Origin of the sequence: Azospirillum sp. HJ39 (assembly GCF_041507355.1) — a bacterium.
Lineage (GTDB): Bacteria > Pseudomonadota > Alphaproteobacteria > Azospirillales > Azospirillaceae > Azospirillum > Azospirillum thiophilum.
The window spans coordinates 941,887-955,802 of record NZ_CP167905.1 but is presented as its reverse complement, the minus strand read 5'-3'; the positions used below and the strand labels follow the sequence as shown (position 1 = coordinate 955,802).

The window sequence follows — 13,916 nt, the reverse complement described above, 5'->3', positions numbered from 1 at the left end:
AAGAGGCCGTGCCATGCGCGCGCTCCTGTGGTTCCCCTTGTTGAGGCTTGGATTCTTCAGCCCCGTTTCCAGCGCTTATTCGACCACCCGTACGGTCACCGCCCGCCGCGCCCTGCGCCCGCCGTCCGGCCGCTGAGCCGGGCCGCCACCGGCCTGACACCGGGCTGCTTCCGCCGGATTCCTGTTCCGGCGGATCGACGTGGCTCCCCTGCGGGCCTGCCGTCCGTGTCCTTTTTAAAAATCCCTCTGCCATAGTTCCTCTGCCATAAGGCCAAGAGCCCGCTGCGGTGGTCGCGATTGCCAAACGCGCGCTCCCGTGGTTAGGGTGGGTCGGGATGGAAACTGTCACGATCACGCGTTGCGCCGGCCGCTTTGCATGGCTGCGCCCGCGACGGGGCAGGGAAAAAAGCGCAGAGGGATCGACGCATGACGACACCGAACGCCCCGACTCCGGCGGACCAGGGTTTCCGCATGCCGGGCGAATGGGACCGCCACAGCGGCTGCTGGATGGCGTGGCCGTGCCGGCCCGAGACCTGGCCGGAGGGTGGTTTCGACGCCGCGTGCGACGCCTATGCCGAGGTCGCGCAGGCCATCTCCCGGTTCGAGCCGGTGACGATGGTGTGCGACCCGGCGGACGTGGCGGAGGCGTCGCTCGCCTGCGGTCCCGGCATCCAGATCCTGCCCCTGCCGATCAGCGATTCCTGGATCAGGGACACCGGCCCCAGCTTCGTCACCAACGGTTCCGGCGGACTGGCCGGCATCCATTGGGGCTTCAACGCCTGGGGCGGCAATTACGACGGCAGCGAGAAGGACCAGAAGGTCGGCCGCCTGATCCTCGACCATTTGAAGCTGCCCTGCTTCACCGCGCCGCTGGTGATGGAGGGCGGCTCCTTCCATGTCGACGGCGAAGGGACGCTGATCACCACCGAGCAGTGCCTCTTGAACCCGAACCGCAATCCCGGCCTGGGCCGCGACGAGATCGAACGGCAGCTCAAGGATCATCTCGGTATCGAAACGGTGATCTGGCTGGGCGAGGGCTATCAGGACGACGAAACCGACGGCCACATCGACGAGATCGCGCTGTTCGTGCGGCCGGGCGTGGTGATGGCGATCACCACCGACGATCCCGGCGATGCCAACTTCAAGGCGTTCCAGGACAATCTCGACCGGCTGAAGCGCGCCCGCGACGCCAGGGGCCGTTCGCTGGAGGTCATCCCGATCCAGCAGCCCGGCCGCCGCGACGTCAACGGCGTGCGCCTGACCCTGTCCTACACCAACCTCTACATCGCCAACGGCGGCATCGTCATGCCGGCCTTCGAGGATCCGGCCGACGACGAGGCCTTCCGCGCCGTCCGCAAGGCCTTCCCCGACCGCGAGGTGATGCAGATCGCGGCATTGGACATCGTCCGCGGCGGCGGCGGCATCCACTGCATTACGCAACAGCAGCCGCTTCCCTGACGGCATGACGGTATCCGGCCGGTCGTCCGGGAAGGGGCCGTCGTGACGGATCGGAAGGGGTAGGGAACGGCGCGAGCGCGCCGGTGTTCCTGTCGGGCATCCCCCTTACCGGAAAGCCCGACACCCATGGCCGAGGACACCGCCCGCCGGCTCCAGGCACGTCCCATCGCGGTGACGAAGGCGGCGCCGCCCGTCTCCATCCAGACGATCCTGCTGATCATCACCCTGATCGTGGTGACGTTGTATCTGGCGGCCGACATCCTGATGCCGATCGCGCTGGCGGTGCTGCTCAGCTTCGTGCTGACCCCCATCGTCAGCCGGCTGCAGCGCTGGCGGCTCGGCCGGATCCCGTCGGTGCTGGCGGTGGTGGTTCTGCTGTTCGTGGCGGTCATCGGCTTCGGCGCGGTGGTGGGCAGCCAGCTCGGCGATCTGGCCGACAATCTGCCGGCCTACCAGCGCAACATCCACACCAAGATCGAGGCGCTGCGCACCGCCACCGCCACGACCGGCGACCGTGGCGCGCTGAAACAGGCGACCGACGCCTTCCGCGACCTGCAGCAGGAACTGGAGCGCGCCGCCGGCACCGAACCGCCCGCATCCGCCCCGACATCGGCGGGCGCCGCTCCCGGCGCCACCCCCTCCGACGCGCCGCGGAACGCCGGCCCGACCTCCCCGGCCCCACGGCGCGAGCCGGTTCCGGTGCGCCTCGACCAGTCCGACAGCGGGGTGTTCGACCTGATGGGCCGGGTGCTGGGTCCGGCGATGACGCCCATCGCCATGGCGGGCATGGTGCTGGTCTTCACCATCTTCATGCTGTTGCAGCGCGAGGATCTGCGCGACCGGATGATCCGGCTGGTCGGCTCGGGCGACCTCAGCCGGACGACCGAGGCGATGAACGATGCCGGCCAGCGGGTCAGCCGCTATCTGCTGATGCAGGTGGTGGTGAACGTCACCTACGGCTTCCCGATCGGGGTCGGCCTCTGGCTGCTGGGCGTGCCGAATCCGTTGCTGTGGGGCATGCTGGCGACGGTCCTGCGCTTCATCCCCTTCCTCGGGCCGGTGATCGCGTCGGCCTTTCCCATCCTGCTGTCCTTCGCGGTCGACAGCGGCTGGACCCTGCCGTTGCTGTGCATCGCCCTGTTCGTCGCGGTCGAGCTGTTCTCCAACAATGTGGTCGAGCCCTGGCTCTACGGCTCGGCGACCGGACTGTCCTCGCTCGCCATCATCGTGGCGGCGGTGGTGTGGACGACGCTGTGGGGGCCGGTCGGCCTGCTGCTGGCGACGCCGCTGACGGTCTGTCTGGTGGTGCTCGGCCGCCATGTGCCGCAGCTGCATTTCCTGGAGGTGATGCTGGGCGACCGCCCCGTTCTGCCCGACGAGGCGAAGATCTACCAGCGCCTGCTCGCCCGCGATCCGGTCGAGGCGACGGAGATCGCGGAGGAACGGCTCGGCCGCTCCAGCCCGGTCGAGGTGGCGGACGGCCTGCTGCTGCCCGTCCTGTCGCTGGCCGAGCAGGACCGCCAGCGCGGCACGCTGAACCCGGAGGGGCGGCAGGCGGTGGCCGAGGGGATGGCCGGCCTGCTGGACGAACTGGCGGAAACCGCCGCCCCGGCGGAGGGGGCGCCGCGCATCCTCTGCGTCGGCGCCCGCAACAACCTGGACGAGGCGGCGGCCGGGCTGCTGGCCTATCTGCTGATCGGGCAGGGGCTGCGGGCCGACGTCATCCCATGCGAGAAGGTGACGATCCGCGCCATCGCCAGCCTGGGCACGGGCGGCGTGGATGCGATCGTGCTGTCGTCGCTGAACCCGTCGGCGCTCGGCCATGCCCGCCGCCTGCTTCGCCGCCTGCGCCTGCATTTCGGCCCGCATGTGCCGATCCTGCTCTGCCTGTGGAGCGCCCATCCCGAGGCCGAGGTGCCGCAGCGTGCCAGCGCCGAGACCGATGCCAATCTCGTCGCCACCGGCATGGCCGGTGCGCTGGAGCAGCTGACGGAATTGGGACTGGCCGTCCCCGGCCCGAAGCTTAACCCAGATTAACGCGGCCGGCCGGTCTTCGCGCGACAGTGCGCGCACCGGAGCCCATCGCCCCGGCCGCCCGGATCGCCGGTCCGGCCGGGGCGGACCGATGGAGGACATCATGGCCGATACCATCATGACCGATCAGAAGAAACCGGACGTGCAGCCCGCCGCGCCCACACCCGCCCCGACGCAGGATGCGGCCAAGGCGTTGGCAGATCGCAACCGTCATCCCTTCCTGGCCTTGCGCGGCGAGTTCGACCGCCTGTTCGACGAGGCGTCGTCGATGTTCCGGTCGCCCTGGGCGCTCTGGAGCCGCCGTCCCGCCTTCGATCTGGAACCGTTGCTGCGCGGCGAAGACCGCATGGATGCGATCCTTCCCGCCACCCAGGTCGACGAGACCGAGACGGAGTACCGCGTGACCCTGGAGATGCCGGGCATGGAGGAGAAGGACGTCGAGGTCGGCCTGCAGGGCGACATCCTGACCATCCGCGCCGAGAAGAAGGAGGAAAAGGAGGAGAAGGACAAGAACCGCTACGTCTCCGAACGCCGCTACGGCATGTGCGTGCGGTCCTTCCAGCTGCCGGCGACTGTCGATCCGGAGGGGATCGCCGCCAGCCTGAAGCACGGCGTCCTGACCGTGACCCTGCCGAAGACCGCGCCCGGCATACCGTCGAGCCGCAAGATCGCGATCGCGCAGGGTTGAGGAGGGGGAGCACGGGCGCCGGCTCGCCGAAGCCGGCGCCCGTGGCAGTGGGCGCCGGGACGGTGAGCCGGATTCTCAGGTCGCCGTCGCCCACCGGTTGCGGCCTGCGCGCTTGGCGACGTACAGCGCGTCGTCGGCCGCCTGGATGCAGGCATCCGTCGTCCCGCCCGGGCGATGGGCCGCGACGCCGAGGCTGAGCGTGATGGCGATGCCGTGTCCGCGGTGGACGATCGGCTGGCGGGCGACCAGGCCGCGGAGCTTCTCCGCCACCGTTTCCGCCTGGGTCCGGTCGGCGTCGGGCAGCAGGACAAGGAATTCCTCGCCGCCCCAGCGGGCACACAGATCATGGCCGCGCAGGTTCCGGCGCAGCAGGCCGGCGATCTCCACCAGCACATGGTCGCCGGCGGCATGGCCGAAGGCGTCGTTGATCTGCTTGAAATGGTCGATGTCGAGCATGATCAGGGCGAAGCCACCGCCGCTGCGGCCGATGCGGCACAGCTCCGCGTCCAGCCGTTCGATCATGTGGCGGCGGTTGGGCAGCTCGGTCAGCGGATCGGTCTGCGACGCGGCGTGCAGCGCGTGCGTCATCTGGCGGGTATCGGTCTGGATGCGGTCGCTGATCTTGGCGATCTTGGTCAATTGCCGCATCAGCTTGAGATGGTCGGCGGCAAGGGCGCGGAATTCGTCCATCAGGGGATGGGAGGCGTACTCCCCGTTCTCCGACAGGCGCGCGATCCAGTCCTGGAGCTTCTGTTCCTGAAGCATCATCCCAACCGTCCCCCGCCGCAAGGCCCAGCGTCTGTTCAAACCCGCCGCCGTCGTCCCGTCCGCCATCGTCCCGTCCGTCTTCGTCCGGTCCGTCACGACGACGGCTCCTTCACCGGGGGGGTGGCCGGCACATGGCGAACCGTGGGCAGGCGGACGGTGAAGGCCGACCCACGGCCGGGTTCGCTCGTCACCGCGATCCCGCCGCCGTGGGTGTCGACGATGGAGCGGGCGAGGTGCAATCCCAGCCCGGCCCCGGTTGTCCCGGCGGCATTGGACGCGCGGAAATACTTGTCGAACAGCCGCGCCGCGTCTGTCGCATTGACGCCGATTCCCTCGTCGGCCACCTGGATCGTGACCTGCCCGTCGCCGACGGAAAGGTCGAGGCGGACCGCCCCTCCCTTGGGAGAGTATTTCACCGCGTTTTCGAGCAGGTTGGAAAAGACGACGGCCAGAAGGTCGCGGTCACCGGGGATCGGCACCGGCCGGTCGAAGCCCTGCAGCACGAACCGGTGGCCGGGGGAGGAGGCGCCGACCTCCGCCGCCATCGCGGTCAGCAGCGCGGTGAGGTCGAAGGACGACGGCCGCGCCGCCGCGGTGCCCAGCCGGTCGTCGGTCAGGCAGCGTTCGATCAGATGCGCCATCCGCTGGACGGCGTTGCGGATCTTGCCGAGCCGCGGCATGACCGAAACCGGCAGCTTCGGTTCCAGCTCCAGCATTTGCGAGGCGCTGTCGATGATCGCCAGCGGCGTGCGGAACTCGTGGCTGACCATCAGCACGAACTGGCGCTGCTGGCGGGCCATGTCCTTGGTTTCGGTCTGCAGGCGGTCGCTGATCTTGGCGATCTTGCGGAACTGGCGCAGCAGCTTGCCATGCCGTTCCGCCAGCTTCTGGAATTCGGCCAGCAGGGGGTTGCCGGCATTGGCCGGGTCATCGGCCAGCCGTTGAAGCCACTGATGAAGCTCCTGTTCCTGCGAGCGCATCGTCATCTCGGGTACTCAGGGCGCCATGTCAGTGCGCCAGGATTTCGAAGGGCAGGGAGACGTCTTCGGCGAACTCCTCAGCCATGTCGAGCGCACGGTCGTTGTCGCTGTCATAGTGCCAGCGGACCGATACCGTCCGCCCCTGCTGGTGGGCGCCGTCCAGCATCTCCAGCACGTCGATCATGCATTTGATGCTGCTGGTGTTGAGGTAGCTGAGCCCGATGTCCAGCACCACCGCCGGCGCCGGTTCCTTCAGGTAATCCTCCAGCCAGACGAACACCGGCGCATAGAAGTCGAAGGAGTTCTCCGGATAGGATTCCCCTTCGATGCGCAGAAGCCCGACTGCCGGATCGAAATCGATCAGGGGCGAGCAGGAGGTTGCCTCGATCCGCAAACTGTCCATTATGAGTGTTCCGTGATTTCTTATAGCTGGACTTCAAGGCTGAAGAAGAAATAGCGCTCGTCCACCGCGCGCAGGGAGTAGTCCAGTGGCCGGGTCGCCTTGCGCGCCATGTCGATCAGTCCCAGCCCGGCGCCGCTGGCGCCCGCCTCGCGCGGCTTGCGCGACTGTTCCTTGTAGGCGGCCTTCAGCCCGGCCTTGTCCAGTCCGCGCAGCTTTTCCAGCATCGCCGACAGGCCCGGCACGTCGTCCGCCTCCACCAGGTTGCCGGAGCTTACGGCGTAATGGTCTCCGTCCTTGCCGATCACGACGATGCCGCTGTTGGCCGGGATCGGCCGGCCCAGCAGGTCGCGCGACGCCGTGTAGTTGCGGACATTCTGCGCCTGCTCGACATAGACGGAGAAGACGTCCATGATCGCCGACTTCTCGATCCGCTCATTTTCCAGATGGTTGCGGACCGCCTTGCCCAGCTCCTCGATCACGCTGTGGCTGAAGGGGCCGCTGAAGCAGATCAGCAGCTTCTGCCGCGACAGCAGCTCCTGCAGGTTGAAGAGTTCGTTGCCTTTCATCGTGACTTGATGACCTGCCTTACGGGTGGATGGGGCGGAACGGGGATTCGGCGCCGCCTGGATTCGTAGTGGAATCCGTGGCGGAGCCTGCGGCGTAATCCGTCGCAGAATGCGCCGGGGAACGTGGCGGGGCAACGGTGAAGCCGACCAGCGTGATGTCGTCGCGTTGCGGGCGGTCGCCCTGGTGCTCCGCCAGCGCAGCGGCGAAGGCCGCCTTGCGGTCGGCCATCGGGACGGCGGCATGCTCGAGCAGCATGGCGTTGAAGCGGCGGTTGCCGAAGCCGAAGCCGCGCGTGCCGCCGGCCTGGTCGAGGAAACCGTCGGTGGTCAGGTAGAAGCTGCGGCCGGGCGCAAGATCCACCCGGTGCGTGGTGAAGCGGTGGCCGATGTCCGACCGGCGATAGCCAAGGCTCTGCGCGTCGCCCTTCACTTCGCCGACCGAGCCGCTTCCGGCACAGGTCCCAGCACCAGCACCGGGCTCGACGATGTGCAGGCCTATCCGGCCGCCGGCGAACAGCAGGTCGCCGCGATCCGGCCGCACCAGGCAGAGCCCGATGTCCAGGCCGTTGTCGAAGCGCGGGTTGTCGCGCCCGCGGGCGAGCGCGGCGCGTACCATGCGGTTCAGCCCGCCCAGGATGGCGGCCGGATCGCTGTCCGGCGTTTCCGACAGCACATGGTCGAGGATGGCGGAGACCGTCATGGTCATGAAGGCGCCCGGCACCCCGTGGCCGGAGCAGTCGGCGACGCCGATCAGGAAGCGCCCGTCGTCGAACTCGCGGAAGATGTGGAAATCGCCGCCCACCACGTCGCGCGGACGCCACAGCACGCACAGCCCGTCCAGCCGGCGTGCCATCGCCCGCTCGTCCGGCAGGATCGCCGATTGCAGCAGGCTGGCATATTGGATGCTGTCCATCACCTGCCGGTTGACGACGGCGAGCTGTTCGTTGGAATGGCGCAGCTCCTCCGTCCGTTCGGCGACGCGCTGTTCCAACCGCTCGGTGTAGCCGTGGACGGTCTCGGCCATGTGATTGAACGCGACGGTCAATTGGCCGATCTCGTCGGCCCGGCGGTTGCGCAGGCGGACGCGGTAGTCTCCGGCGGCGATCTCCCCGGCCGACCGGGTCAGCCGTGCCAGCGGCGCCAGCACCAGCCGGTTCAGCAGGATGCTGATCATGCCGATGACCGCCAGAAGAGAGAAGAAGACCAGGCCGGCCATCGGTGCCAGCGCGGTCAGGGTCGCGCTCTCCGCCTCCTCCAGCGAATAGGTCAGCCGCAGCAGGCCGACCATCGTCCGTTCGCCGTCGCTGCCGGAAATGCCGATCTGCCGTTCGACCGTCGCCAGCTCCGCCCGCCCGGCCGGGAGTTCCACCGTCACCAGCGGTTCGCCATGCCCGCCGCGTCCGCCGGACGCCGCCCACACCTTGACGCTGCGCACCGCCGGATCCTCGGCCATCAGGCCACGGATCATCGCCTCGACCCCGCGGGTGTCGTATTCCCAGACCGCCTGTCCCATGGCTGACGCCTGGAGCGTGCCGACCAGCGCGGCGCGGTGGGTCAGCGCCTCGCGCTGCTGGCGGCCGACCAGCACCGACGACACGCCCATGGCGATCATCCCGACCAGCAGGGTGCAGCCGACGATCATCAGGATGACGCGGGTCAGCAGCGACGAGCCGCCCGCGAGGGCCGCGCTCTCTTCCCCGCCCTGGGGGCCGGAGCCGCGAAGCGTATAGGACTCGGTGTCGTCCCATCCCGTGACGCTCATCCACATCCTCCTGATCCGTCCGGGCGGGGCCTGTCCGTCCGAAGCGGTCTTCATGGCAGTCCCGGTCCGGTCTGCCCGGTCTGCGGCCAACCCGCGCTCATTCAGTAAATCCACCCCTGCGTGCGGCACGCCGACAGTCATCGAACCGGCCTGCGGACATGATGCGTGTGGCGGATGGGCCAATCCATAACACGTTCGCCCCAACCAGTCGTGAAAGAACATGTGGCAACGGCGCTCTTCATTGGCGGATGTCCGGCCGGATCGAAACGACCGGCCACCGATGGCAACGAAGATCGGCGAATTGCGACTAATTGTGACGATTGTCATGCCGAAGACCGGAAGCCGTTGCCGGGCATGAGCTGTTCAGCAGAGCTTTTCCGGGAAGCTTTTCGGTGGACTGCCGCGGCGCTCCGCATGCTAGGCTCCGGCCCGTTTTCTTGCGGGCGGAGGAGGAAGGGGCATGGCTTTCGGTGTTCGGGCATTCGCCGCGACGGGCATTCCCGTGGCCGTCCTGACCGCCGTATTCGTCCTTGCCGCGGCCTCGGCGTCGGCCCGTCCGGTGACGGTGCTGGCGCCGGAACTGCCGCCGATGATGTCCGCCGACGGGGCCGGGCGCGAGGCCTCCATCATCGGCGAGACGCTGGGCGCCTGCGGACATCAGGTGCGCTTCAAGGTGGTGCCCTTCGGCCGCCACTGGAACGAATTCCGCAACGGCGCCGCGGTCGATGCCGTCGCCACCGTTCCCGCCGGGATGGCGATGCCGGGCGCGCGCAGCATTCCCTACATCCTCTACCGGAACGGCGCGTCGGTGTTGAAGTCCAGCGGACTGACGGTGCGCTCGCTGACCGACCTCGCCGGCAAGCGCGTCGTCGCCTTCGCCGGGGCGCCCGACGTGTTGCCCGGCCTGCGCGCGGCGATTCCCAGCTTCGGCGATTTCCGCGAACGCGCCGACCAGATGGTGCATTCCAACCTGCTGTTCGCCGGCCGGGTGGACGCCGTGCTGGCCGACGGCCTGATCTTCGCCGAATACAACCGCCAACTGCAGGAAAAGGCGAGGGTGGCCGGCGGCCTGCCGTTCGACCCGTCCCAGCCGGTGGCGTTCACCGCGATCTTCCCGCCGACACCTTATGCCATGGTCTTCCGCGACGAGTCGCTGCGCGACGACTTCGACCGCTGCTTTGCCGGCCTCAAGGCGCAGGGCCGGATCGACGCCATCGACCGCGCCACGGTGGCGCGCTATGCGGAAACCGTCGGCGACAGCTACCTGCCGCCCAGGTGAGGGACCGGAACGGAGATTGCGCGCTGTAGGGTCGATTGCTTCGGGTGGATCGGCCGGATTGGCTTTGCGTAACCCGTTCAGACGGTTAATATCGCCTCATACGAATGTGGATGGGGGCGTGAGGCGTCGTGGCCCGGATCATTGTGGTCGAAGACGAAACCGACCTGCGCGACGATCTCGTCGAATATCTGGATCGCTGCGGGTTCGAGGTGCGGGGCGCGTCGCGCGGGGCGGAGCTGGACCGGCTGCTGGAGGCCGGGCCGGCCGACGTGATCGTGCTCGACGTGAATTTGCCCGACGAGGACGGCTTCTCGGTCGCCCGTCGCATCCGTGCCACCTCGCATGCGGCGATCGTCATGCTGACCGCGCGGTCCGGCCTGATCGACCGGGTGATCGGGCTGGAGCTGGGCGCCGACGTCTATCTGGTCAAGCCGGTCGATTTCCGGGAGGTCGAGGCACAGATCAAGGCGCTGATGCGCCGGATGCTGAAGGGCGGCACCGCCGCGCCGGCCCAGCCGGAGCCGCCGCCCGCCCCGGTTGCCGGCGAGGCGCGCAAGGCCTGGGTGTTCGACGACGTCGAATGGCGCATCCAGCCGCCGACCGGTGCCCCGGTGCCGCTGACCGCGACCGAGTACAAGTTCCTGTCGCTGCTGGTCACCGCCCCCGGCGAGCCGGTGAGCCGGCAGGACATCTCCATCGCGCTGACCGGGCGCGACTGGGATCCCTACAGCCGCTCCATCGATTCGCTGGTCCGCCGCCTGCGCATCAAGGTGGAGGAGCGCAGCGGCTGCCCGCTGCCGGTGCAGGCGGTGCACGGCGTCGGCTATGCCTTCGTCGGCCCGGTGGTCGGCAGCGTGGCGGAGGAGGGCGGCGGCGGATAGCGGTCTCGACTCTCGACTCCCGGCCTTCCTTCGGCGATGGTAGCGCCCGCAAGGAAGGGACGAGAGACGACCATGACCGCCAGCGACGCCGGAACCACCGCCGCCACCGAAAACACTGCCGTTGGGGCCACCGCCCCGACCGGCGACGGCAGCGGCCTGTATCTGGTCGACGGCTCCGGCTTCATCTTCCGCGCCTTCCATGCGCTGCCGATGCTGACCCGGCCCGACGGCACGCCGGTCAATGCGGTGCTCGGCTTCTCCAACATGCTGCTGAAGCTGCTGGCCGACATCAAGGCGGAGGCGGTCGCCGTCGTCTTCGACAGCAAGCGGCTGAATTTCCGCAACGAATTCTATCCCGACTACAAGGCCCACCGCCCCGAGCCGCCGGAGGAGCTGAAGCCGCAGTTCGCCCTGATCCGCGAGGCGACCGAGGCCTTCTGCCTGCCCTGCCTGGAGCTGGAGGGCTATGAGGCCGACGACCTGATCGCCACCTATGCCCGTCTGGCGCAGGAGGCCGGCCGCGAGGTCACCATCGTCTCGTCCGACAAGGACCTGATGCAGCTGGTGCGTCCCGGCGTCGGCATGTTCGACCCGATGAAGAACAAGACCATCGGCCCCGACGAGGTGTTCGAGAAGTTCGGCGTCGCGCCGGACAAGGTGGTCGACGTCCAGGCGCTGGCCGGCGACAGCGTCGACAATGTGCCGGGCGTCCCCGGCATCGGCGTGAAGACCGCGGCCCAGCTGATCACCGAATATGGCGACCTGGAATCGCTGCTGGCCAATGCCGGCAAGATCAAGCAGCCGGCCCGCCGCCAGAAGCTGATCGATTTCGCCGACCAGGCGCGGGTGTCGCGCCGCCTGGTCCTGCTCGACGACAACGCCCCGCCGCCCAAGCCGCTGGACGAGCTGCGCGTCCGCGAGCCGGACCACCAGAAGCTGATCGATTTCCTGCGGGCGCAGGGTTTCCGCAGCATCGTGACCCGCGTCGAGATGGAGATGCAGAAGGACGGCCGCCTCGCCGACGGCGCCGCCTTCCCGGCCACCCCCCCGGCCGCCCCCTCTGCTGCCGCCGGGACCCCTGCCGCCGCCGATGCGGCCGTCCCGCCGTCCGCCGCCCCCGCCGCCGGGCCGGAGGAACGCCCCGTCCGCCGGACGGTGCTGGCCGTGCCGGAGGTGCGCTACGAGCTGGTGCAGGATTCCGACGCCCTGCGCGCCTGGGTCGACCGTGCCCGCGAGACCGGGGTGCTGGCGGTGGATACCGAGACCGACAGCCTGACCCCGGCGACCGCGACGCTGGTCGGCGTGTCGCTGTCGACCGCGCCCGGTCTGGCCTGCTACATCCCGCTCGCCCATGTCGCGCCGGGTACCGTCGCCGGCCAGCTCGATTTCGACGCCCCGCCGCCGCCGGTGCAGATCCCCACGGCCGAGGCGATGGCGATCCTCAAGGACGTGCTGGAGGATCCGTCGGTCCTGAAGATCGGCCACAATTTCAAGTTCGACCATCAGCTGTTCGCCCGCAACGGCATCCGGGTGGCGCCGGTCGACGACAGCATGCTGATCTCCTACGTGCTGGAGGGCGGCGCCCACGGCCACGGCATGGACGAGCTGGCCGAGCTGCATCTCGCCTACACGCCGATCCCCTTCAAGGAGGTCTGCGGCACCGGCAAGAACCAGATCACCTTCGACCGGGTGCCGCTGGACAAGGCGCTGGCCTATGCCGCCGAGGATGCCGACGTCACGCTGCGGCTGTGGACCCTGCTGAAGCCGCGTCTGGTCGACGAGCGGCTGGTCACCGTCTATGAGACGCTCGACCGCCCGCTGGTCCCGGTGGTCGCCGACATGGAGCGGGCCGGCGTGCACATCGACCGGCAGGCGCTGGCCGGCCTGTCGCAGGATCTGTCGGTCCGCCTCGCCGAGATCGAGAAGGACGTCCACGCGCTCGCCGGCCAGAGCTTCAACATCGGCTCGCCCAAGCAGCTCGGCGAGATCCTGTTCGACGGCCTGAAGCTCGGCACCGGCAAGAAGGGCAAGACCGGCGCCTATTCCACCGACAGCAGCGTGCTGGAGGAGTTGGCGGAGCAGGGCCACACCATCGCCCAGCGCGTTCTCGACTGGCGCCAGCTCGCCAAGCTGAAGAGCACCTACACCGACGCGCTGCAGGAGAAGATCTCGCCGGTCACCGGCCGGGTCCACACCGCCTTCGCGCTGGCGGCGACCAACACCGGCCGGCTGTCCTCGACCGATCCCAACCTGCAGAACATCCCGGTGCGGACGGAGGAGGGCAGGAAGATCCGCCGCGCCTTCATCGCGTCCCCCGGCCACAAGCTGCTGAGCGTCGACTATTCGCAGATCGAGCTGCGTCTGGTGGCGGAGATGGCGAACATCCAGGCGTTGAAGGACGCCTTCCGCGACGGTCTGGACATTCACGCCGCCACCGCGGCACAGGTGTTCGGGATTCCCCTGGAGCAGATGACGCCGGACATCCGCCGCAAGGCCAAGGCGATCAATTTCGGCATCATCTACGGCATTTCCGGCTTCGGGCTGGGCCGCCAGCTCGGCATCGCGCCGGGGGAGGCCAACGCCTTCATCAAGGCCTATCTGGAGCGCTTCCACGAGCTGAAGGTGTGGATGGAGTCGATCAAGAGCTTCGCCCGCCAGCACGGCCATGTGGTGACGCTGTTCGGCCGCCGCTGCTACATGCCCGGCATCCAGGACAAGAACGCCGCCCGCCGCGCCTTCGCCGAGCGCCAGGCGATCAACGCCCCGATCCAGGGCACCGCGGCCGACATCATGAAGCGGGCGATGAACCGCATGCCTGCCGCGCTGGCCGCCGCCGGCAGCAGCGCGCGGATGCTGCTGCAGGTGCATGACGAACTGCTGTTCGAGGTGCCGGAAGCCGAGGCCGAGGACGCCGCGCGGATCGTCCGCGGGGTGATGGAAGGCGCGGCACAGCTGGGCGTGCCGCTGGTGGCGGAGGCGGGGATCGGCGACAATTGGGAAGAGGCGCATTGAGCGGGTAGAGTGCCGTGACGTGGCGCGCGAGGCTGGTCACTGTTTCTGTTTCGGCGTCTTGCTCGGCCTGGGCAACGGTCGCTGC

General features: G+C 68.7%; 12 protein-coding genes. 7 read left to right on the top strand and 5 right to left on the bottom strand.

Going from position 1 to position 13,916, the window contains the following annotated elements; genetic code table 11:
- The first annotated feature begins 13 nt into the window (after positions 1-13).
- The 4 genes from ABMY26_RS04725 (at position 14) to ABMY26_RS04710 (ending at position 4,180) form a co-directional block, all read left to right on the top strand.
- Positions 14-136: a hypothetical protein gene (locus ABMY26_RS04725; protein ID WP_372394338.1), complete on the top strand. Its 123-nt coding sequence runs from the start codon at positions 14-16 to the stop codon at positions 134-136.
- A gap of 290 nt (positions 137-426) precedes the next feature.
- The gene (locus ABMY26_RS04720; protein ID WP_372394337.1) at positions 427-1,458 is read left to right on the top strand and encodes an agmatine/peptidylarginine deiminase; all 1,032 of its coding nucleotides are present in this window, start codon (positions 427-429) and stop codon (positions 1,456-1,458) included.
- A gap of 126 nt (positions 1,459-1,584) precedes the next feature.
- Positions 1,585-3,495 (top strand): AI-2E family transporter, encoded by a 1,911-nt coding sequence (locus ABMY26_RS04715; protein ID WP_372394336.1) that lies wholly within the window; start codon positions 1,585-1,587, stop codon positions 3,493-3,495.
- Positions 3,496-3,595: 100 nt separating this feature from the next.
- A complete protein-coding gene (locus ABMY26_RS04710) occupies positions 3,596-4,180 on the top strand; it encodes an Hsp20/alpha crystallin family protein (RefSeq protein ID WP_372394335.1) in 585 nt (194 codons plus the stop codon).
- A gap of 75 nt (positions 4,181-4,255) precedes the next feature.
- On the opposite strand, the gene ABMY26_RS04705 is transcribed toward ABMY26_RS04710, so the two are convergent.
- The 5 genes from ABMY26_RS04705 to ABMY26_RS04685 are packed head-to-tail and all read right to left on the bottom strand — an operon-like array spanning position 4,256 to position 8,659.
- Complete coding sequence (locus ABMY26_RS04705; protein ID WP_372394334.1) at positions 4,256-5,044, bottom strand: diguanylate cyclase; 789 nt, start codon at positions 5,042-5,044, stop codon at positions 4,256-4,258.
- Positions 5,041-5,934, bottom strand: a complete 894-nt coding sequence (locus ABMY26_RS04700) for a sensor histidine kinase (protein WP_372394333.1) — start codon at positions 5,932-5,934, stop codon at positions 5,041-5,043. The genes ABMY26_RS04705 and ABMY26_RS04700 overlap by 4 nt, the downstream gene beginning before the upstream one ends.
- A 22-nt stretch (positions 5,935-5,956) precedes the next feature.
- Positions 5,957-6,331 carry a biofilm regulation phosphoprotein SiaC gene (gene siaC / locus ABMY26_RS04695; protein ID WP_372394332.1) on the bottom strand — a complete coding sequence of 125 codons (375 nt, stop codon included), beginning with the start codon at positions 6,329-6,331 and terminating at the stop codon, positions 5,957-5,959.
- A gap of 20 nt (positions 6,332-6,351) precedes the next feature.
- Positions 6,352-6,897 (bottom strand): SiaB family protein kinase, encoded by a 546-nt coding sequence (locus ABMY26_RS04690; RefSeq protein ID WP_372394331.1) that lies wholly within the window; start codon positions 6,895-6,897, stop codon positions 6,352-6,354.
- A 19-nt stretch (positions 6,898-6,916) separates the two neighbouring features.
- A complete protein-coding gene (locus ABMY26_RS04685) occupies positions 6,917-8,659 on the bottom strand; it encodes a SpoIIE family protein phosphatase (protein ID WP_372394330.1) in 1,743 nt (580 codons plus the stop codon).
- Positions 8,660-9,119: 460 nt separating this feature from the next.
- On the opposite strand from ABMY26_RS04685, the gene ABMY26_RS04680 reads away from it, so the two are divergent.
- From ABMY26_RS04680 to polA, 3 genes are all read left to right on the top strand, one after another.
- Positions 9,120-9,938 carry a substrate-binding periplasmic protein gene (locus tag ABMY26_RS04680; RefSeq protein ID WP_372394329.1) on the top strand — a complete coding sequence of 273 codons (819 nt, stop codon included), beginning with the start codon at positions 9,120-9,122 and terminating at the stop codon, positions 9,936-9,938.
- A gap of 128 nt (positions 9,939-10,066) precedes the next feature.
- The gene (locus ABMY26_RS04675) at positions 10,067-10,819 is read left to right on the top strand and encodes a response regulator transcription factor (RefSeq protein ID WP_372394328.1); all 753 of its coding nucleotides are present in this window, start codon (positions 10,067-10,069) and stop codon (positions 10,817-10,819) included.
- A gap of 72 nt (positions 10,820-10,891) precedes the next feature.
- Positions 10,892-13,831 carry a DNA polymerase I gene (gene polA, locus ABMY26_RS04670; RefSeq protein WP_372394327.1) on the top strand — a complete coding sequence of 980 codons (2,940 nt, stop codon included), beginning with the start codon at positions 10,892-10,894 and terminating at the stop codon, positions 13,829-13,831.
- Positions 13,832-13,916 lie beyond the last annotated feature (85 nt).